We start from the raw sequence: 19883 nt of genomic DNA, 5'->3' as shown, positions 1-19883 counted from the left end.
CGCGCGGAGAGAGGCGTCCGGGGTGGTTCGCCGCGGTCCGAGAAAGATTGTACCGCATTCCGGCAGAATCACGGCGCCGCCTTCAGCGTCCGCTCGATGTACTGCCGCACCTCGCCGACCGACACGTCGGTGGCGACCCGGGCGGTCGGCGGTCCGGCGGGCTTCGGCCGCACGTCCACCACCAGCATGCCGCGGGTCAGGTCGCCGCGGGCCTCCACGTCGGCGTGCCGGGCGTCGGCCGTCACCACCCCGGGCAGGGCCACCACCGCCACGCCCAGCACGTCCTTCAGGTGGTAGCCCTCGATGCCGTACAGGGCCGAGCTCGCCCGGATGCCGTACGGGACGATCTGCCGCAGGAACTGGCACGTCCGCGAGTCCGGGTTCGGCAGGTCGAGCAGGTCCGACGGCGAGAACACCAGCTTCCGCGTGGCGTCGAGCGGCAGCAGCAGCGGGTTCAGCTCGGCGTGCAGCACCCGGCGGGCGGCGTCCGGGTCGAGCGCGAAGTGGAACTCGGACCCCGGCCCGGCGTTCCCCGGCACCTTCCACGCCCCGCCGACGATGACCGTTTCCGCCAGCACCGCCGGCAGCGTGGGGTCGCGGTCGAGGGCGGCGGCGAGGGTGGTGAGCGGCCCGAGGCAGATCAGCGTGACCTCGCGCGGGTGCTCGTGGGCCAGCTCCACGAGCACCTTGTCGGCCGGGTGCAGGGCGTGTCGCGTCGCGGTGGGGAAGCTGACGCCGCCGAGCCCGCCGGGGCCGTGGAGGGCGAGGCCGTCCAGGTCGTACTTCGCCGGCAGCGCCGCGGCCAGCTTCGGCCACTTCGGCGGGTCGAGCACGTCGACCAGCGTGTGGACGTTGGCCGTGGCCTGCTCGGCCGAGACGTTGCCGGCGGTGGGGAGGAGGCCGACGACTTCGAGCGTCGGGTCGGCGAGGGCGAGTGCGACCGCGAACGCGGTGTCGATGCCGGGGTCGGCGACGATGACGATCTTGCGGGGCACAGGAGGCTCCTCCCGGGCGAGGTCGCACCGCCGCGAGCGGCGGGTCAGTTGGGCCGCGTCAGTTGCTCCAGCAGCGCCCGCGGGGTGCCGGCGGCCAGCGCCGCCTCGGCCTTCTCGACGCCGGCCCGGAGCGTCGGCACGGCCTCCGCCGCCCACAGCGCCGCGGCCGCGTTCGCCAGCACGATCCGCCGCGCGGGAATGTCCTCGTCGGCGAGCACCCGGCGAATCGCCGCCGCACTCTCGGCCGGGCCGTCGGCCACGATCGCGCTCAAGGGCACCGCGCCGAGGCCGAACTCGGCCGGCTCCCACTCGCGCGCCTCGTACTCCTTGCCGCGCACCACCCGCACCATCGTCGGCGCCGCGAGGCTGACTTCGTCCAGCCCGTCGCGGCTGCACACCAGCACGGCCTGCCGGGTGCCGAGCTCGGCGATGGCGCCGGCGAGCGGGTCAAGCAGCTCCGGCTTGCCGACGCCGAGCAGCTGGTACGGGGCGTCGGCCGGGTTGGCGAGCGGGCCGAGCAGGTTGAACAGCGTCCGCACGCCGAGCTTCCGCCGCAGGGCCGACACGTGCGCCATGCCGCGGTGGAAGTGCGGGGCGTAGCAGAACGCGAAGCCGATGCGGTCCAGGCACTTCTGCGCCCAGTCGGCCCCGGCCTCGACCGGCACGCCGAGTTCGCGGAGAACGTCGGCGCTGCCGGAGCGGCTGGACACGGCGCGGTTGCCGTGCTTCACCACCGGCACGCCCGCGGCACACGCCACCAGCGCCGCCGCGGTGCTGATGTTGAACGAGCCGCTGTCGTCGCCGCCGGTGCCGCAGGTGTCGAGGACGTGGCCGCTGACCGGCACCAGCCGCACCATCTGCTCCCGCAGAACGAGTGCCGCGGCCGCGATTTCGGTAGCCGCCTCGCCCTTCATCCGCAGGGCCGTCAGGAAGGCGGCGGCGCGGGCGTCGTCGACGCGGCCGGCGACGAGGTCGCGGACGGCCTCGGTGACGCGGCCGCCGGGGAGGGCGCGGCCGGCCAGCAGCTGCGGGAACAGCTCGGCGAACCAGGGCGGCGGCGGCAGGTCCACGGGCGGGCTCCGGGGGCTGCTGTTGCTTTAGCCCGCCGGGGCGGCGGCGGCACCGTCTCGCCCGTCGGCACCCCCTCCGTACAACACCCCGCACCCGCCGAAGGAGAGCCGCCGATGTCCGCCCCCGCCCCCGCCCCCGGCAAGCCGTGGCCGCCCTACGTCGTGCCGCTCATCGGCGTCGGGCTGGTCGCGGCCGTCGTCGTCGGGGTGGTCGCGTTCGGCAGCAGCACGACCATGTCCGACGGCTCCGACGTGACCGCGCCGGACCCGAACCTCAAGGAAATCGCCACCGGCGTGCAGGTGCGGGATCTGAAGACCGGCACCGGCGACCTGTGCCCGCCCGGGGCGAAGGTGAAGGCCCACTACACCGGCTGGCTCGTCGACGGCACCGTGTTCGACTCCAGCAAGGACCGCGGCAAGCCGGCCGAGTTCGACCTGAACCGCGTCGTGGCCGGGTGGCAGAAGGGGATCCCCGGGATGCGCAAGGGCGGCGTCCGGAAGCTGGTGATCGCCCCGGAGATGGCGTACGGCGCCAACCCGCCGCCCGGGAGCAAGGTGACCAAGAATGCCGTGCTGATCTTCGAGGTCGAGCTGCTCGCGTTCGCCCCGCCGGACGACGCCGGCAAGGGCGGCGAGGACGGCGGCGGCCGTGCGGGTCCGGAAAAGCTGTCGGACGGCACCGCCCCCGGGGCCGAGGACACCGCCCTGAAGGACATTGGGGGCGGGCTGAAGGTCCGCGACCTGAAGGTCGGCAGCGGCGCCGAGTGCCGGCCGGGCGCCACCGTGCTCGCCCACTACACCGGCTGGCTGACCAGCGGCAAGGTGTTCGACTCGAGCGTGGCCCGCGGCGCCCCGATCGACTTCTCCCTCAACGAGGTCGTGGCCGGGTGGCAGCGCGGCATCCCGGGAATGAAGGTCGGCGGCGTGCGGAAGCTGGTCATCCCGCCGGATCTGGCCTACGGGTCGCAGAACAAGCCCGGCATCCCGCCGAACAGCACCCTGGTGTTCGAGGTCGAACTGGTCGGCCTCCCGTAGCCGCCGCCGGCGGCTACATCAGCAGCCCGGCGACGGACGCGTTGATGAGCGTCGCCAGGAACCCGCCGGCGAGCGCCCGCAGTCCGAGGCGGGCCAGATCGCCGCGCCGCTCCTCGGCCAGCGCCCCGATCCCGCCGAGCTGAATGCCGATCGAGCCGATGTTGGCGAACCCGGTGAGCGCGTACGTCGCCAGGACGAACGACCGCTTGTCCATCGGGTTCGCCGACCCCTCCCCGAAGTTCCGGGTCATCAGGTCGAACGCCAGGAACTCGTTGGCGACCAGCTTCACGCCGAGCAGCTCGGCCACCTTCGGCACGTCGGCCGGGGTCACGCCCATCAGCGCCGCCACCGGGGCGAACAGCTGCGCGAACGCCGCCTCCAGCGACCACGCCGGGTGAATCTGCTTCAGCCCGTAGTTCACCGCCGCGATCACCGCCAGGAACGCGATGATCATGGCGATGATGTTCAGCGCCAGCTTCATCCCCTCGGACGCGCCGGCCGTGGCCGCGTCCATCACGTTGGCGTGGGCCTTCTCGTCGGCCACCCGCACCGTGCCGCGGGTGACGGGCTCGCCCGTTTCCGGCAGGAGAATCTTCGCCACGTACAGCCCGCACGGGGCGGCCATCACGCTCGTCGCCAGGATGGCCCGGGCGTCGGCGCCCATCTCGATGTAGATCGCCATCACCCCGCCGGCGACCGTGGCCATGCCGCCGATCATGATGGCCAGCAGTTCCGAGTTGGTCATCCGCCCGAGGTACGGCTTGACGATCAGCGGGGCCTCGGTCTGCCCCATGAACACGTTAGCTGCTGCCGACAGGCTCTCGGCCCCGCTGACGCCCTTCGGCCCCATCACCAGCACCATCAGGCGGGCGAACACCCACACCACCAGTTGCAGCACCCGCAGGTGGTACAGCACCGTGAACACGGTGGACACGAAGATGACGGTGGTGGTCAGGATGATGGCGAACGGCACGCCGGCGGACGGGCCGAAGGACTTGCCCATCGCCTCGCCGCTGGCCAGCGGGCCGAACAGCAGGCCGGCCCCGGCCTTGCTGAACCCGACGAACAGGGTGACGACCCGGCCGGCCCCGTCGAACGCGGCGCGGACCGGCTCGGCGTGGATGATGAGGGCGGCGAGGGTGAGTTGCAGGGCGAACCCGGCGAGGACGACGCGCGGGTTCACCGCCCGGATGTTGGCCGACAGCAGGAACACCGTCCCGAGGAAGGCGGCAACGCCGAGCGCCGACCGGGCCTGCGGCGGGAGGGCGTCGGCCGACGTGTAGGCGACCGCGGCGAGGGCGGCGACGCCGGCGCCGAGCGCGACGCGCCAGGCGAGCGGGGTGGGCGGGGGCATCGGGTGGTCCGTGGGCGCGAGTCGGGAACGCGGGAGAGGTGGGGTTGGTATATGGCGGGCGGCCCGCGTGGGTGGGCCGCCCGCGACGCGCTCAGTCCTTCCGCGCCGGCGGCAGGATCGGGCGGAACTCGCCCTTCCCCTTGCGGTCCAGGTTGCGGTTCAGGTCGGCCGCGTCGAACGCCACCGGGGCGCCACCGACCGGCACGTCCGCCTTCGCGCTCCACAGCACCGCGTTCACCACCAGCCGGCGGAAGTCGGCGTCGGCCCAGTTGCGGTGGAAGTGGCCGCCGGTGAAGCCGAACCCGCGGCCGCCGTCGGCCCGGTCGTAGGCCCACGCCATCGTCTCGATCTGCCCCTTGCGGCCCTTCGTGTACGCCGTGTTCCGCGTGTTGTCCGGCGGCACGGCTTGGAGGATCGGCGTGAGCCCCTTCGTGTCCTCGGGGAAGCGCATCCCGTAGTACCACTCGTCGCGGAGCGTGAACGGGCGAACCCCGCGGGTGATCGGGTGTGTCGGCAGGCTGCGGACCTCGGCGTCCCAGTGCGGGTTGATCGAGTAGTCCGGCTCGTAGTACCCGCCCATCCATCCGATCACGCGCTTGCCGTGCTGCGGCAGGTAGTCCACCGCGTAGTGCAGGTTCACCCACCCGCAGCCGCGGTCGATCTGCTTCTGGATCAGGTCCATGTGGTTCCCCTGAACCACCGGGTGGCCGCCGCGGCCGTCCATGTAGAAGACCAGGCAATCGGCCGTGTCCAGCAGCTTCTCGTTCTTCGGCCAGCCGTCCTTCGCCAGGATCGGGAACACGCCGGGGGTCTGCTTGAGCAGGTTCATCAGGACGGCGCAGCCGGCGAAGAACTCGTGGTCGCCGGGACCGTGGCTCGGGCGGCCGGCGACGAGCAGGACGCGCTTCCCCTTGAAGTCGGCCGGCGGCTCGACCTCGATCGGCACGCCGGACTGGTCGTACGGATCGACCTTCGGCTGTGCGAACGCCGGCGTCGGCAGGAGTGTGAGGAGCAGGGCGGCGGGGAGGAATCGCATGGGGGAAGGCTCCGGGGAGGGCAGGAAAAGCAGACCACGCCGCGCGGGCGGAAGCAAGGGCGAACCGGCGGCGCCTCTTGCGGCGGCGGGCGGGGTTAGGATAATCAACTCCTCCCACCCCGCCCCCCGTCCCGGGCTGCTTCCCGATGACCCGTCGCGTCCTGGCTGCCGTCGCGCTGCTGGCCCTCGCCCCCGCCGCCCGCGCCGTCGAGCCGTCCGAGCTGAAGCCCGGCCTCGTCGCCACCTACACCGACGCCGCCGACAAGAAGCTGGTCCGCCTCGACCCGGCGCCGGCCGTGTCGCTCGCGGCTGGCGAGGCGGTCCACCCGCGGCAGAAGGGGCTGGATACCGTCACCTGGACCGGCTTCGTCAACGTCACGCGTGCTGGGAAGTACAGCTTCTCGGCGACCGTCGGCGGCAAGGCGACCGTCACCGTCGGCGGACAGATGGCGTTCGCCGCGTTCGAAGACGGTGCCGCCAAGACCGTCGACGGGGCGCCGCTCGACCTGCCGGGCGGGGTGCAGCCGATCTCCGTCGTCTTCGTCGCCCCGCAGGCCGGGGTCGCGCGACTCGACCTGTTCTGGGAAGGCCCGGGCTTCGTCCGCGAGCCGGTGGCGCACCAGTTCCTCGGCCACCTGCCGAAGGACCGGCCCGCCGCGCTCGCCGCCGACCTGGCGCTCGAACACGGCCGCTTCCGCTTCGAGGAGCTGGCCTGCGTCCGCTGCCACAAGCCGGCCGCGGGCGACGTGATGGCGAAGGGGCTCGCCGACCGCGCGGCGCCGGACCTGACCGCCGTCGGCAAGCGCGCCCACGCCGGCTGGCTCGACAGCTGGCTCGCCGACCCCGCGAAGCACCGGCCGAACACCGCCATGCCCAAGATGTTCCCCGACACGCCGGAAGGCGCCGTCGAGCGGCACGCGGTGCTGCGCTACCTCGTCTCGCTGTCCGGCAAGGCACTCGCCCCGACCAAGGCCAACCCGCTCGACGGGGGGTACAAGGCGAGCATGGAGAAGGGCCGCGTCCTGTTCCACGTCACCGGCTGCGCCACCTGCCACCCGCCCGCGCTGCAGAAGAAGGAAGGCCGCAACGACGAGGAGGAGAAGGAGCCGCTGCAGCCCGCGGACTACGTGTACGGCCTCGGCACGACCGGCCCGTCGGGGAAGTACGCGCTCGGGGCGCTCGGCAGCAAGTTCACCCCCGAGACGCTCGCCGCCTACCTCCAGAACCCGGTCGCCGTCAACCCGTCGGGCCGGATGCCGCACATGGCCCTCAGCGGCGAGGAGGCCCAGAATATCGCCCGCTACCTGTGCCGCGTCGTGGACGACGCCGTGACTACCGAAATGCCCGCGCCGCCGGCCGGGGTGATGAAGACCGACGACGAGTGGCTCGAACTCGGCAAGGAGGTCATCGTCACCCGCGGGTGCGTCAACTGCCACAGCGTGCAGAGCGGCGGGAAGGTGGTCGAGCCCGCGGCCGCGTTCCCGAGTCTGGAGAAGGTGAAGGCCGCGGGGCTCGGCAAGGGCTGCCTCTCGACCGCGGCCGCCCCCGGCACCCCCGTCTACAAGCTCGAACCGACCGAGGCCCGCGACCTCGGCGCCTTCGTGAAGGACGGCCTCGTCGGCGCCGGGTCGCCGGCCCCGAGCCACGCCACGCGCGTCAGCCTGCGGCGGTTCAACTGCCTCAACTGCCACAGCCGCGACGGCGAGGGCGGCATCCCGGTCGAACTCTCCGAGCTCATCCGCTCGATGGAGAAGGCCGAGAACGCCGACGACGTGCGGCCGCCGGTGCTCACCGGAGTCGGCCACAAGGCCCGCACGTCGTGGCTGCGCGGCGTGCTGCTCCAGGGGCAGCGCGTCCGGCCGTGGATGCAGCTGCGGATGCCGCAGTACGGCGACGCCAACGTCGGCAAGCTCCCCGACACGCTCGCGCTCACCGAGGGGACCGTTCCCTCCGACGCCGTCGATAGCGTGCCGCTGAGCGCCGAGAAAATCACCGCCGGCCGGGCGATCGTGGGCAAGGCCGGCATGGGCTGCATCTCGTGCCACGACATCGCCGGCATCCCGAACACCGGCACCCGCGGCCCCGACCTGGCCACCATCAACCAGCGCGTCCGCTTCGACTGGTACGAGCGCTGGCTCCATCAGCCGCTCCGCATGAGCCCTGGCACCAAGATGCCGCAGGCGTTCGTGGACGGGAAGTCGCTCCTCGCCACCGTCCACGGCGGCAACGCGAAGCTGCAAGCCGAGTCCGTCTGGGCGTACCTGTCGCTCGGGCAGGGGCTGCCGCTGCCGGACGGCATGGAGCCGCCGAAGGGGCTCATCGTCGTCGTGAAGGACCGGCCCGAGATCGTTCGCACGTTCCTGCCGGACGCCGGCACCAAAAGCATCACCGTCGGCTACCCCGGCGGCGTGTCGGTGGCGTTCGGCGCCGACCAGGCGCGGCTCGCGTACGCCTGGGCCGGCAACTTCCTGGACGCCTCGCCGGTGTGGAACAACCGCGGCGGCAACCCGGCGAAGATCTTGGGGCCGCGCTTCTGGCTCGCCCCGCCCGGCCACCCGTGGGGCCTCACCGCCAACCCGGCCGTGCCGCCCGACTTCGCCGCCCGCGCCAACCACCCCGCCTTCGGCGCCCCGTACCCGCTCGAACCCGCCCGTATCTACGACGGCCCCGTCGCCGTGCGCTACGAGGGGTTCTCGCTCGACAAGGGCGGCCGGCCCACGTTCCGCTACGCCCTCGCCGAGGGGCCGAAGGGCGTCGAGCTGAAGGTCGCCGAGACGCCCGTCCCGCGGACGAGCGGCGTCGGCGCCGGGCTGGAGCGGCGCTTCGTGATCGAGCGGCCGGGCGGGTATCAGCCGTGGTTCCTGGCCGGCGTCGCCACCCGCGAGCCGCGGGCGATCGGCGCCGACGGCGCGGCACTGAGCCTGGACTGGAAGGCCGTGGAGGTGAAGGTGCCGGCCGTCGCGCGGCTCGTGCTCCCCGCCGACGGCGACCGGGCCGTGGTGCTGGGAATCACCGACGCCCCCGCCGGGGCCGAGTGGCGGCTGGTGCCGCGCACCGGCGGCGGCTGGAACGCCATCCTGCGGCTGCCCGCCGACGCCGGGCCGCTGGCGTTCGCCGTCACCGTGTGGGGTCTGCCGCGCGACGACGAGGCGCTCTTGCGGGCGCTGCCGCGGTGACGGGGCGGCGGAATTCGGGTGTCGCGGCGGGGCCGTTGGTGCTAAACTCAAGGCACGTCAGCCCCGGGTTCGCTCGCCCCGGGACTCGCACTCCCTCTCCACCCCCGGCCAGGAGACCGGCATGACGGCGTTACGGACGACCCGTTCGGTCCCGCCTCTTTTGCTCGCCGCAGTCGCGATGGTCGGCTGCGGCGGCCCGCCGCCCGAGGACGACGCGGCCCGGCCCACCATGCGCGAGCTGCCGCCGCCGGTCGCCGAGAAGATTGACTACAACCCCGACACCCGCACACTGAAGCTGTACTCGCTGCCGCCGTCGAGCCGGTGGCTGGTCCGCTCGTCGAACAACCCGATCACGCCCGAGGTGCAGGCCGGCTCCACCCACGTGCTGCCGAGCGACACCGACCCGGATTACACGTTCGTGTCGTACCGCCGGCCGTCGGGACAGTCGTCGGCGACGGTGAAGCTGTCCGACATCGTGGCGGCCCGCTCGACGCACACCAGCAACGGCCCGTAGCCCCGATGCTCGCGGCCCACCTCGACCTCGCCCCGCCCGGCCCCGCCGCCGGGCTCGCCGTCGCCGACGTGGACGGCGACGGGCAGGTCGAACTGGTCGTCATTTCTCCTGTCGGCCCGCTGCAAACCTACCGCTGGACCGGCTCCGCCCTCCGCCCCGCGGCCCCCGTCGGGCCGCTCGTCGGCGCCGTGGGGTCGCTCGCGGCCGGCGACCTCGACGGCGACGGCGCCGAGGAACTGTACGCGCCGCTCCCCGGCGGCCGCGCCGACGCGCTGCTGAAGCTCCGCCCCGACGGCTGGCACGACCTCCTCGCCGACCCTTTGAACCGCCCCGTGCGCGGCCCCGCCGGCCGGGTCGCGGCGGCGCTCGACCGCCGCGGCGACGGCCGGTACGGCTTCGTGGTCGGTGCCGACGGGTGGCCGCTGCGGCTGCTCGAACTCGGCCGCGACGGCCGCCTCGCCGACCTGGCCCGGCCGCTGGCCCTGGGGCACGTCGTGGCCGCGCGCGGCGTCGTCGCCGGCCCGCTGCTCGGCCCCGCGGCCGACGTGTTCGTGACGACCGAGGGCGGGGCGAACCTGTTCTTCCGCGGTCGCGGCGACGGCACGTTCGACGCCGCCGCCGACGGCCTGGCCGACGCCGCCGAGCACGGCCGCGGCTGCGCGCCGGTGGACGTGGGCGGCGCGGCGGGGCTGTGCTGGGCGAACTGGGACGGCCCGCACCGCCTGGCCGCGCCGGGGCCGGACGGCCGCTGGCGCGACCGCACGAGCCCGGCGTTCGCGCTGCCGTCGGCCGGCCGCGGCGTGGTGGTCGCCGACCTGGACAACGACGGCTTCGAGGAGCTGTTCGCGCTCCAGGACGGCGAGTCGAACCGGCTGTTCCGCCTCGTGTCCGATGACAGCGGGCTGTCACTGGTGAAGCTCGACGCCGGCGCCGCGGCCGACTTCGACGCGACGACGGCGGTGGTGGCGGACGTGAACCGCGACGGCGTGCCGGAACTGCTGCTGGCGGGGCCGGCGGGCGTGGGCGTGTTCCGCGCGCGGCCGGCTGGCGGGTGGCTGCGGCTGGTGCCGCGGACGCGGTTCGGGGCGCCGGCGCGGGGGGCGAGTGTGCGGGCGCGGGTGGGCGGCCGCGACGTGCTGCGAGTGATCGACGGCGGCGCGCACGAGCCGGTGGCCCACTTCGGGCGCGCCGCGGGGGCGGCGGTGGAGCGGGTGACGGTGACGTGGCCCGACGGCTCGTCGCTGACGCTCCGCGACCCGGACGCCGACTGCACCTACGACGTGCCGTACCCAGCGGGGTGAGCCCGGCCGCGGCCGGACCCGTATCCTGTCACGAACCGGACGACACCGACCGACGGGCGCACAGGAGCGACGATGCAACTTCCCGACTGGCTGGCGAAGCGCGGCGGGGTGCTCCAGCCGGGGGCGCAGACCTTCGTCACGTTCGTGACGCTCGGCGGCGCCCCGCAGTACAAGCTCGAAGTGCGCCCCGCCGGGGCCGCGTACACCTGCTACGTGCTTCAGTCGGTCAACGGCCGCCGCGTCGACGACGGGAAGGGGAACTACCCGACCGCCGACGCCGCCGTCGCCGGGGGGCTGGAGCAACTTCGCGGCACGCTCGGGTGGTAGCCCGCCCGTTCGTTACCGGTCGGTGCGCAGCATCGCCCCGCCGCCCAACTCCGCCGGCAGCACGTAGCGCGTCAGGAAGAACCGCACCGCCTCGTCGCGCAACAGCGCCCCGGTGTTCACTCGCACTACCGGGTTTGCCGTCGTCCCGGTGATCGTCAGCCGCACCGTCTTGTTCGACAGGAAGTCCGTCACGTCGCGGATCACGCCGATCGGCACCGGGCCGATCGTCGGCAGCCGCAGGCCGAGCAGCCGGAGGCCGCGCACGTCCGGACCGAACTGGCCCGTGTGCGCCACCACGTCCAGGTCGAGCCGGCTGTTCGACAGCGTGACGCTGCCGTCGGCGAACAGCTGCGTCGTGGGGTTGGCCAGCGCCAGCCGCTGCACCCGGAGCACGCCGCCGGCCAGCGTCGCGCGCACGTCGCCGGTCTGGAAGGCGCGGTTGGCGCCGATCGGGTTCAGGTACGGCACCGCCTGCCGCAACAGCGGGATCTCCTGCGCGGACGTGCCGTTCAGCACGCCGACCAGGGTGCCCCGCAGGTCGGCGGCCGAGCGCACGGTTTCGCCCGACACGTCGAACCGCCCCGTGAGCCGGCCGGCGCCGACGTAGGCGTTGTCGCCGAGGCCCGGGGCCAGGGCGCGGACGGGCACGTCAAACAGCTGCACCCGGCCGCTCACCCGCACGCCGGGGCCGACGCCCCAGTCCACGGTGACGGCGCCGGTGGTGCGGCCGCTGCCGGCCAGGGCGGTCGCCTCGCGGACGGTCAGGCGGCCGCCGGCGGCCCCGGCCGTCACCTCGAACGGCACCCGCAGCCCGACCACGCCGGCGCCGCCGACGGTACCGCGGTCGAGCGTCACGCTGCCGGTCAGCCGCGACGCCCGGCCGAAGCTGCCGCGGACGACCAGCGACACGCTCCCGTCGAGCGCCGCGCCGGCGTCGCCGAACGGGGCCAGCAGCCGCGCCGCGTCCGCCCGGTCGAGCGTGAGCGACACGAAGTTGCGGCCGGGGTCGTCCACGTTCACCCGCGCCCGGCCGCGCAGCACCCCGCCGGCCATGTACCCGCGCAGGTCGCGCAGCTCCAGGGTGCCGTCGGTCAGCAGCAGCACCGCGTCGATGTCGTCGGCGGTGGCCTCGCTCCCCCAGCGGAGGCCGCGCACGCCGACGCGGCCGGAGCCGGCCGACAGGTCGTTGGCGTAGTCGAACGTCACGTCCACGCGGCCCTGGAGCGGCCGCAGCGCGTCGGCCCCGAGCGCCCCGGCGAGGCGCGACAGGTCGAGGTTCCGCAGCCGGGCCGACCCGCGCGGGCCCTTCGGCTCCTCCTTCCCGCCGGGGTAGCGGCCCTTCACCTCGAACGTGCCGCCGAGGCTGTGCCCCTCCAGCGAGTACTCGATCGCCCCGCCGCGGACCGACGCCTTGCCGACGAGCTTCTCGGCGGGGAAGCCCTGCACCCTCAGCTTCGGGGCGGTCAGGTCCACGTCGAGGTTGCCGACGCGCGGGCCGTCCTTCGCCGGCGGGATGGTGCCGGCGACCTTCCCGGTGACGGCGCCGCTCACGCGGACGGGGAAGTCCGGCACGAAGGCGCCGGCCTGGGCGGCGTCGAAGTCCTTGAACCCGAGGTCGAACGAGCCGCCGCGGTCGGGCTTCAGCGGGTAGTCGAGCTTGCCGTCCACGCTGCCTCCGAACACCTGGGCCGTCAGCTGCGTGACGCGGAGGCGGTCGGGGTCGAACTCCCAGCGCACGTCGAGGTGGTTGGCGGGGGTCTTGTTGAGTGTCAGGTCGGACGCGGTGACGCGGCCGGCGGCGCGGACCGCGACGGGTGACAGCGTGCCGGTCAGGCGGGCGTCGGCGGCCAGCGTGCCCTCGACGGGAACGGGCAGCTTCAGTTCGGGGACAAGCTTCCGCAGGTCGGTCACGCTGGCGCCGGCGGCCTTCACGGTGGCGTCGAGCTTGAGCGCCCCCGTGAGCCCGAGCGTGCCCGCGGCGGTGACGGGGATGCCCTCGATCGTCGCGGCGCCGTCGGTGAGCGTGAGCGTTCCCTTGTCGATCTTCGCGGCGAAGGACACGGCGCGGGCGGTGCGGCCGGCCAGGGTCAGTTCGTCGCTCGTGAGCTTCGCCGACGCGGCCCAGGCGGCGGGGTCTTGCAGCTTCTCGAAGGGCGCCTTGAACTCGGCCTCGCCGGTCACCACGCCGGCGCCGGCGACGCCGAGGTCGGGCAGGGCGGCGAGGACGGGGCCGACCGGCAGCTTCGTGAGGGTGAGCTTGGCGGTGGCGTCGCCGGCCGGGTCGATGGCGGCCTTCGCGGTGCCGCGGAACTCGCCGGCCGCGCCGCCGGGGTGCGGCACCTTGCCGCGGAGCTCGGAGAGCGTGAGGACGCCGTTCTGGTAGTGCAGGTCGGCCGCGGCGTCCTGCACCGTCAGCCCCTCGAAGCGGAGTTCCGGCGACGTGAGCGTGCCGGACAGCTTGTACGACGCCGACGTGGTGACTTCGCCGAGCGGCACGGCGAGCTTGGCCCGGAGCGTGACCTTGCCGCCGAGCTTGTAGGGAATCTTGAGTTCGAGCTGCTCGACGAGCTGGGCGATGTCGATGTCCCGCAGCGACAGCGTGGCCTCGACGGGCGTCTGGTCGGCGCGCGTCTTGTCCGGCGGCTGGAGGAGCGTCGCGGCGAGGAGGAGGCGTTCGAGGTCGGCCTTGGTCGCGGGCGGTGTGGTGAACTGCGGAGTCGCGTTCGACTGTGCCCCGTCCGGTGCCCCCGCCTTCTCGGGCGGCGCGACCGTCGTCTCTCCCAGGTTGAACGTGAGCCGCTTGCCGTCGCTGCCGAGCGACACGTTGATGTCGCTCTGCGTCCCGCCGAGGAAGCCCGGCAGGCGGATGCGCCCCCGCCCCGTGGCGGTCACCACCGCGTCGCCCGCGGCGGGGACCGACAGCGTCACGCTCGCGCTGCCGGTCAGGAAGCCGCTCTCGAAGCTCAGCTTCCCCGGCAGGCCGCCGCCGAGGGTCTTCAACCCCCACTTCGCCGGCAGGTCTTTCACCGCGAGGTTCTTCACGTCCACGCGGATCGGGTCGCCCTTCGCCGGCTCCTTGGCGAAAGCGTACGTCGCCTCCGCCAGCACCACGCCGCCGGCCAGCTTCCCCGTCGCCTTCGGCCGGCCCGCGGGACCGCCGACGGTCAGCCTGCCGTCGCGGACGCTCAGCACGCCCTGAACGTCCTGGAGCGTCACGTCCGCGGCCGGCAACGCGAGTGTCGTGCTCGTCGGCTGAACCCGCACGTCGTAGCCGACCGCGCGCCCCGGCGCCGCCCCGACGCTGAGGTGAACGGTCGCCTTGCCGCGGCCGGCGGGCTGGGCGTTGTCCCACACCTCGCGCGGCACGAACGGGATCGACCGCAGCAGGTCCAGCGCCAGCGGCGCGTCGTCGGCGGCCAGGTCGGCCCAGCCGGTCTCGCCCGCGCGGTCCACCTCGCCGGACAGCTTCCACTTGCCCCACGCGGGGTCGTCCGCGCCGCCGGACAGCACCACCTTGCCGCCGTCGGCGCCGGCCTGGAGCGACACCCCGGACACGCTGAACGCCGGCCGCCCCTCCTGCCGGACGGTCACCTTCGCGCGCTCGACAACGACGTGCGGCAGCGGCCCGTCGGCCGCCGCCCGCGCCTCCGGGAGCGTGGGGAGCGTCGTCAGCAGCTTGCCGTCGGCGTCCAGCCGCACCGTCACGGTCACGCCGCGGAGGTGGACCTCCTTCGGGTGGACGCGGCCGGTCAGCAGTTCCGAGAAGGACACGTCGGCGGACGCCGACTCGACGACGAGCACCTCGGCGTCGGGCGAGTTCGGCAGGGCCGGGTCCAGCACGCGGAAGGCGATCGACGACGACACCGGGCCGACGCTCAGCTCGCGGACCTCGACCGGCAGCCCGATCGCCTCGCCGAGGCGCTCCGCGACGACGGCCCGGCCGCCGGCCGATTGCAGGTACCACCCGGCGCCGACCCGCAGGGCGACGCCGACCACGGCGACCGCCCCGACGACGATCAGCGCCACCCGCCCGACCTGCCACAACTTGCTCATCGCGCCCCTCCGGTGGACCGGCCGCCGGTTGTGCATCCGGCGTTCCGCGGCCGGCAGGCGAACCCGGCCGCGCGGGCGGGCGCAGCGGATTGCCACGTACTGGCGTCGTCGCCGGCACACCCGTTGCTTCAGTCCCAATCCGTCCGGGCCGTTTCCGCCTGCCGCGGGAGCCCGGTCGAGTCCACATAACCGGAGCCTCACCCATGACCCGTACCCTGGCCGCCCTGACCGTCGGCCTTTTCGCGATCGCCACCACGGCCTGCAACCGGAGCCCCGAGGGGGGCACGCCGGGCCAGACGTTCCGCCTCACCACCGCGGCCGGCGACACCAACCTGAAGCCGGGCGAAGAAAAGACGGTGGTGGTGAACGTCAGCCGCGACAACAACTTCACGCAGCCGGTGGCGCTGAAGGCCGACAGCCAGAGCCCGAAGATCGACGTGCGCGTGGACAAGACGAAGATGGAGACGGCCGACAAGAGCTTCACCCTGACCGTGAAGGCCGCCGCCGACGCCCCGAAGGGCGAGCACATCATCAAGGTGACCGGCACCCCGCAGACCGGGACGCCGACGAACCTGGAGGTGAAGGTCGAGGTGGTGAACCCGTAAGCCCCGCCGCGACCGGCTGTACCTACAACCGGAGGAACTCCGATGCTCCGTATGGCCCTGACCTTCTTGATCGTGGCGATCGTGTCGGCCGTCCTCGGGTTCGGCCTCATCGCCGACGTGTCGTTGGACGCCGCGAAGGTGCTGTCCTTCGTGTTCCTGGTGCTGGCCGTAGTGTCGTTCGTCGCCGACGCCTTCCGCAGACGGGATCGGATGATCGACCCCGTGTAGCGGCGAAATCCGAAGCACGAAAATCGCAATCCGAACCCGGGTGCTGGTGGCCCGGGTTCGGATTGCGATTTTCGTGCTTCGTGCTCCGTGCCCTCCCGTGTGGCACGACCGATGCAATCGTCCTGACCCGTCCGGCCGCCCGCCGCTTCGGTAGGGGCCGTTTCTCCCAGGAGTTTCCGCATGTCGCACACCCCTGAACACCGCAGCGAAGCGGTCCACCTTTCGGACGTCGCCGGCGTCCGCAGCCGGGTCAGTTGGGGGGCGCTGCTCGGCGGGGCGGTCGTCGCCCTGTCCGCCGCCCTCGTGTTCACGTTCCTGTTCGCCGCCATCGGCGTCAGCCTCCGCGAGACGGACCTGCGCGCCGAGACGGTCGGCATCGCCGGCATCGTCGCGGCCGTGGCCACGCTCGCCGCGTCGCTGTTCCTCGGCGGCTGGGTGACGAGCCAGCTGACGGCCGGCGAGACGCGGCAGGAGGCGGTCATCTACGGCGTGCTGACGTGGGCGCTGGTAACCGCGGCGTCGATGATGATGGTCGGCATGGGGGTGCGGGCCGGGTACTTCGCGCTGTTCGGCGGCACGATGGTGGCGCAGACGAACCCGAACGTCCAGCCGCGCTCGTGGGACGACCTGGCGCGGGACGCCGGGGTGAGTCAGGCGAGCATCGACGCGGCCCGGGCCAACATGGACCCGGCGCGGGCACGCGCCGCCGCGAACGACACGGCGACCCGCGAGAAGGCGGGGCAGGTGGCGACGGCGGCGTCGTGGGGCGCGCTGGCGGCGCTGCTGGTGTCGATCGCGGCCGCGGTCGGCGGGTCGGTCGCCGGGAGCGGGCCGCAGTTCCGCCTGTTCCCGACCGCGACGGCGCACCGGGCCGAGATCATCGTGGCGCGGTAAATCGCGGTCAACGCCCACCCGTCGCGGCGGGTGGGCATTCTTCTCTCACCCCTCCACCCCGTCACCCGTTCATCGTAAAAGTGCCACCCGGCCGCGCGCCCACGGCCACCCCTGGGGCGGCGCACGCGCATGGACTGGCTCACCGGCACCGACGGGTTCGTACCTCGGAAGAACTGCGGCGCCTGGGAGGACTGGGAGGTCGCTCTCCACGTCGTCTCCGACGTCCTCATCTGGCTCGCGTACCTGTCCATCCCGCTGGTGCTGGTCTACTTCGCCCGGCAGCGGCGCGGGCTGCCGTTCACCGGGCTGTTCGTCCTGTTCGCCGTCTTCATCCTCGCCTGCGGCACCAACCACCTCGTCGAGGCGGTCATCTTCTACCACCCGGTGTACCACCTGTCGGGCGTGGTGAAGGCGGTGACGGCCGCGGTGTCGTGGCTGACGGTGTTGGCGCTGGTGCCGGCGGTGCCGCGGCTGCTCGACCTGACCGCCGCCGCGGCCGCGCGACACGAAGCGGTGCCGACGGCGCCGCCGGCCCGGCCGCGCTGGCAGGGGTACGCCGTGGCCGCGGCCGCCGCCGCCCTCTCGCTCGGCGCCCGCGAGGCCCTCGGCCCGCTGCTCGGCACCAAGTACCCGTACCTCATCTCGTTCCTGGCCGTCATTTACACCGCGTGGGAGGCCGGGTTCGGGCCGGCCGTGCTGTGTACCGTTCTCACCGGGGTCGGTACGGAAGCGTGGATCATCGCGCCCGACGGGTCGGTGCTCGGCGCCACCCTCGCCGACCGGCTGGCGTTCGGTCTGTTCCTGTTCAGCGGGCTGGGAACCGGCGTGCTCGGCGAGGCCCAGCGGCGGGCGCGCGAGCGCGCCGAGGCGGCGCTGGACGCGGCCCGCGAGACGGCCGACCGGCTCGCCCTGTCGCTCGACGCGGCCCGGCTCGGCGACTGGAACTGGAACGCGGCCGACGACACCCTCGCGCTGTCGCCGCGCGCCGCCGCGGTGTTCGGGTTCGACCCGACCGCGCCCGTGACGTGGGCCGCCGTCCGCAAGCGGATTCATCCTGCCGACCGCGACCGGGCCGACGCGGCGGTCCGCGCCGCGGTGCTGGAGCGGACGGCGTTCGACATCGAGTGCCGGGTGGTGCGGCCGGACGGCGAGGCGTGGCTGTCGGCCCGCGGCCGCGCCGCCTACGACGCCGCCGGCTCGCCGCGCGGCATGTACGGCGTCGTCGCCGATGTGACGCCCCGCAAGCGCGTCGAGGACGACCTGCGCCGCAGCGAGGAGCGGTACAAGGCGTTCGTCGCCCAGAGTTCCGAGGGCATCTGGCGGTTCGAGCTGGACGAACCGGTGCCGACGACACTGCCCGTGGCCGAGCAACTGGCCGCGTACCACGCGCGCGGCTACCTCGCCGAGTGCAACGACGCGTTCGCCCGCATGTACGGCTACACCTGGGCCGTCGAGCTGACCGGCGCCCGCCTCGCCGACTTCTTCGACGCCGCCGACCCGCGCACCACCGCGTTCCTGACGGCGTTCGTCAGCGGGGGCCACCGGCTGACCGACGCCGAATCCCGGGAGCGCGACCGGTACGGCAACCCGCGCGTGTTTCTCAACACGCTCGTCGGCATCGTCGAGGGCGGGAGCGTGATCCGCGCCTGGGGCACGCAGCGCGACGTGACCGACCGCACCCACGCCGAGGAGCTGCTCCGCGCCGGCGAGGAGCGCTACCGGCTGGCGACGGAGGCCGTCCGCGGGCTGGTGTACGACGCCGACATGACCGCCGGCCGGGTCGAGCGCTCGGCGGGGCTGCTGGACCTCGTCGGCGTCCGGCCCGAGGCCGCCGACCCCGTCGTGGGGTGGTGGCCGGCCCGCATCCACCCGGACGACCTGCCAGGCGTGCTCGCCGACCGCGAGCGGGGCTACGCCCGCGGCGCCCCGACGCTCCAGGCCGAGTACCGCGTCCGGCACGCCGACGGCCGGTGGGTGTGGGTCGAGGACCGGGCGCGGGTCATGTACGGCGACGACGGCAAGCCGCGGCGGGCGGTCGGGTGCCGGTCGGATGTGACCGAGCGGAAGGAGGGCGAGGCCCGGCTGCGCGAGAACGAGGCCCGGTTCCGCACGCTCGCCGAGGCCGTGCCGGTGGCCGTGTGGGTGTGCCGGCCCGACGGGTGGTGCGAGTACATGAACGCCCGCTGGGAGGAAATCACCGGCGTCGGCCTGGACGGCAGCCTCGGCGCCGGCTGGCTCGACCAGGTCCACCCGGACGACCGCCCCCGCGCCGCCGCCGCCTGGAACGCCGCCGTGGTCGACCCCGCCGTCGGCTACCGCATCGAGTACCGGCTGCAATCCCGCGGCGGCGGCTACCGCTGGGTCCTCGCCGCCGGCTTCCCGCACCGCGCCGCCGGCGGCGCCGTCGTGCGCTGGTTCGGCACCTGCACCGACATCGACGACAAGAAGCGCCACGCCGAGACGCTCGAGCGCCTCGTCGCGGAGCGGACCGCGGAGCTGGTGCGGAGCAACAAGGAGCTGGAGGAGTTCGCCTTCGCCGCCAGCCACGACCTGCAGGAGCCGCTGCGGAAGATTCAGACCTACGGCGCCCGGCTGAAGGAGAAGGCGCGCGACCAGCTCGCCGACGACAACCGCGAACGGCTGGACCGGATGATGGCGTCGGCCGGGCGGATGGGCCGGCTCATCGACGACCTGCTGGCGTACAGCCGGGTCACCACGCGGGCCAAGGCGTTCGCCGCGGTCGACCTGAACGCGGCGCTGGCCGACGCGCTCGACGACCTGGCGGCCCGGCTCGAACTGACCGGCGGCGGGGTGGAGGCGGGGCCGCTCCCGACGGTGAGCGGCGACGCGGGCCAGCTGCGGCAGGTGTTCCAGAACCTCGTCGGCAACGCGCTGAAGTTCCACCGGCCGGGAGTGCCGCCGGTGGTGCGGGTGAGCGCCGAGCGCACGGCCGCGGGGTGGGCGGTCACGGTGGCCGACAACGGCATCGGCTTCGAGGACCGGTTCGCGGGGCGCATCTTCCAGGTGTTCCAGCGGCTGCACGGCCGCGAGGAGTACGAGGGGACCGGCGTCGGGCTGGCGGTGTGCAAGAAGATCGTGGACCGCCACGGCGGCGCGATCGCGGCCCACGGCCGCCCCGGCGAGGGCGCGACGTTCGTGGTGACGCTGCCGGAGCGGTCGTAACTGAGTCGCCGCAAGCGGCGACGGATTCTCATCCGTGGGAACGGTTTCCACCCCCGATTCTCACCCGCGGGAACGGCCGCCGCCGCGCGGTTATGCTGCGATCAGCCGGCCG

General features: G+C 73.8%; 14 protein-coding genes. 9 read left to right on the top strand and 5 right to left on the bottom strand.

What is annotated here, in order from left to right; genetic code table 11:
* Window positions 1-68: 68 nt before the first annotated feature.
* Window positions 69-995: a nucleoside hydrolase gene (locus ETAA1_RS26220; protein WP_145243557.1), complete on the bottom strand. Its 927-nt coding sequence runs from the start codon at window positions 993-995 to the stop codon at window positions 69-71.
* 44 nt (window positions 996-1039) lie between these two features.
* Window positions 1040-2065 carry an anthranilate phosphoribosyltransferase gene (gene trpD, locus ETAA1_RS26215; protein WP_145243555.1) on the bottom strand — a complete coding sequence of 342 codons (1026 nt, stop codon included), beginning with the start codon at window positions 2063-2065 and terminating at the stop codon, window positions 1040-1042.
* Between the two features lie 114 nt (window positions 2066-2179).
* Here trpD and ETAA1_RS33105 point away from each other — a divergent pair, with 114 nt between their 5' ends.
* A complete protein-coding gene (locus ETAA1_RS33105; RefSeq protein ID WP_145243553.1) occupies window positions 2180-3100 on the top strand; it encodes an FKBP-type peptidyl-prolyl cis-trans isomerase in 921 nt (306 codons plus the stop codon).
* 13 nt (window positions 3101-3113) lie between these two features.
* Here ETAA1_RS33105 and ETAA1_RS26205 read toward each other — a convergent pair whose 3' ends face one another.
* The gene (locus ETAA1_RS26205) at window positions 3114-4454 is read right to left on the bottom strand and encodes a NupC/NupG family nucleoside CNT transporter (RefSeq protein ID WP_145243551.1); all 1341 of its coding nucleotides are present in this window, start codon (window positions 4452-4454) and stop codon (window positions 3114-3116) included.
* A 91-nt stretch (window positions 4455-4545) separates the two neighbouring features.
* Window positions 4546-5490: a ThuA domain-containing protein gene (locus tag ETAA1_RS26200; protein WP_145243549.1), complete on the bottom strand. Its 945-nt coding sequence runs from the start codon at window positions 5488-5490 to the stop codon at window positions 4546-4548.
* A 146-nt stretch (window positions 5491-5636) separates the two neighbouring features.
* Between ETAA1_RS26200 and ETAA1_RS26195 the strand changes: the two genes are divergently transcribed.
* The 4 genes from ETAA1_RS26195 (at window position 5637) to ETAA1_RS26180 (ending at window position 10808) form a co-directional block, all read left to right on the top strand.
* On the top strand, window positions 5637-8666 hold the full coding sequence (locus tag ETAA1_RS26195; RefSeq protein ID WP_145243547.1) for a PA14 domain-containing protein: 3030 nt from the start codon (window positions 5637-5639) through the stop codon (window positions 8664-8666).
* A 121-nt stretch (window positions 8667-8787) separates the two neighbouring features.
* A complete protein-coding gene (locus ETAA1_RS26190; RefSeq protein WP_145243545.1) occupies window positions 8788-9180 on the top strand; it encodes a hypothetical protein in 393 nt (130 codons plus the stop codon).
* Window positions 9181-9185: 5 nt separating this feature from the next.
* Window positions 9186-10481 carry a CRTAC1 family protein gene (locus tag ETAA1_RS26185; RefSeq protein ID WP_145243543.1) on the top strand — a complete coding sequence of 432 codons (1296 nt, stop codon included), beginning with the start codon at window positions 9186-9188 and terminating at the stop codon, window positions 10479-10481.
* A 72-nt stretch (window positions 10482-10553) separates the two neighbouring features.
* Window positions 10554-10808, top strand: a complete 255-nt coding sequence (locus ETAA1_RS26180; RefSeq protein WP_145243541.1) for a hypothetical protein — start codon at window positions 10554-10556, stop codon at window positions 10806-10808.
* A 12-nt stretch (window positions 10809-10820) separates the two neighbouring features.
* Here the strand turns inward: ETAA1_RS26180 and ETAA1_RS26175 are convergent, their stop codons facing one another.
* On the bottom strand, window positions 10821-14861 hold the full coding sequence (locus tag ETAA1_RS26175; protein ID WP_145243539.1) for an AsmA-like C-terminal region-containing protein: 4041 nt from the start codon (window positions 14859-14861) through the stop codon (window positions 10821-10823).
* A 203-nt stretch (window positions 14862-15064) separates the two neighbouring features.
* On the opposite strand from ETAA1_RS26175, the gene ETAA1_RS26170 reads away from it, so the two are divergent.
* The 4 genes from ETAA1_RS26170 to ETAA1_RS26155 all read left to right on the top strand — a co-directional run bounded on the left by ETAA1_RS26170 (window position 15065) and on the right by ETAA1_RS26155 (window position 19771).
* Window positions 15065-15466: a hypothetical protein gene (locus tag ETAA1_RS26170; RefSeq protein ID WP_145243536.1), complete on the top strand. Its 402-nt coding sequence runs from the start codon at window positions 15065-15067 to the stop codon at window positions 15464-15466.
* A 42-nt stretch (window positions 15467-15508) separates the two neighbouring features.
* Window positions 15509-15694 carry a DUF1328 domain-containing protein gene (locus ETAA1_RS26165; protein ID WP_145243534.1) on the top strand — a complete coding sequence of 62 codons (186 nt, stop codon included), beginning with the start codon at window positions 15509-15511 and terminating at the stop codon, window positions 15692-15694.
* Between the two features lie 180 nt (window positions 15695-15874).
* The gene (locus ETAA1_RS26160; RefSeq protein WP_145243532.1) at window positions 15875-16588 is read left to right on the top strand and encodes a hypothetical protein; all 714 of its coding nucleotides are present in this window, start codon (window positions 15875-15877) and stop codon (window positions 16586-16588) included.
* A gap of 129 nt (window positions 16589-16717) precedes the next feature.
* Entirely contained in the window at window positions 16718-19771 is a 3054-nt protein-coding gene (locus ETAA1_RS26155) for a PAS domain-containing protein (RefSeq protein ID WP_145243530.1), read from the top strand.
* Window positions 19772-19883: the final 112 nt, after the last annotated feature.

It is taken from the genome of Urbifossiella limnaea, from assembly GCF_007747215.1.
Classification (GTDB): Bacteria; Planctomycetota; Planctomycetia; order Gemmatales; family Gemmataceae; genus Urbifossiella; species Urbifossiella limnaea.
Note: the sequence above shows the minus strand (reverse complement) of the source record. Positions and strands in the feature narration are given on the sequence as shown.

Bases quoted from the DNA above. Each gene is read 5' to 3' on its own strand.
- ETAA1_RS33105 (WP_145243553.1), top strand. From the start codon at position 2,180: ATGTCCGCCCCCGCCCCCGCCCCCGGCAAGCCGTGGCCGCCCTACGTC.
- ETAA1_RS26205 (WP_145243551.1), bottom strand. From the start codon at position 4,454: ATGCCCCCGCCCACCCCGCTCGCCTGGCGCGTCGCGCTCGGCGCCGGC.
- ETAA1_RS26200 (WP_145243549.1), bottom strand. From the start codon at position 5,490: ATGCGATTCCTCCCCGCCGCCCTGCTCCTCACACTCCTGCCGACGCCG.
- ETAA1_RS26195 (WP_145243547.1), top strand. From the start codon at position 5,637: ATGACCCGTCGCGTCCTGGCTGCCGTCGCGCTGCTGGCCCTCGCCCCC.
- ETAA1_RS26190 (WP_145243545.1), top strand. From the start codon at position 8,788: ATGACGGCGTTACGGACGACCCGTTCGGTCCCGCCTCTTTTGCTCGCC.
- ETAA1_RS26185 (WP_145243543.1), top strand. From the start codon at position 9,186: ATGCTCGCGGCCCACCTCGACCTCGCCCCGCCCGGCCCCGCCGCCGGG.
- ETAA1_RS26180 (WP_145243541.1), top strand. From the start codon at position 10,554: ATGCAACTTCCCGACTGGCTGGCGAAGCGCGGCGGGGTGCTCCAGCCG.
- ETAA1_RS26175 (WP_145243539.1), bottom strand. From the start codon at position 14,861: ATGAGCAAGTTGTGGCAGGTCGGGCGGGTGGCGCTGATCGTCGTCGGG.
- ETAA1_RS26170 (WP_145243536.1), top strand. From the start codon at position 15,065: ATGACCCGTACCCTGGCCGCCCTGACCGTCGGCCTTTTCGCGATCGCC.
- ETAA1_RS26165 (WP_145243534.1), top strand. From the start codon at position 15,509: ATGCTCCGTATGGCCCTGACCTTCTTGATCGTGGCGATCGTGTCGGCC.
- ETAA1_RS26160 (WP_145243532.1), top strand. From the start codon at position 15,875: ATGTCGCACACCCCTGAACACCGCAGCGAAGCGGTCCACCTTTCGGAC.
- ETAA1_RS26155 (WP_145243530.1), top strand. From the start codon at position 16,718: ATGGACTGGCTCACCGGCACCGACGGGTTCGTACCTCGGAAGAACTGC.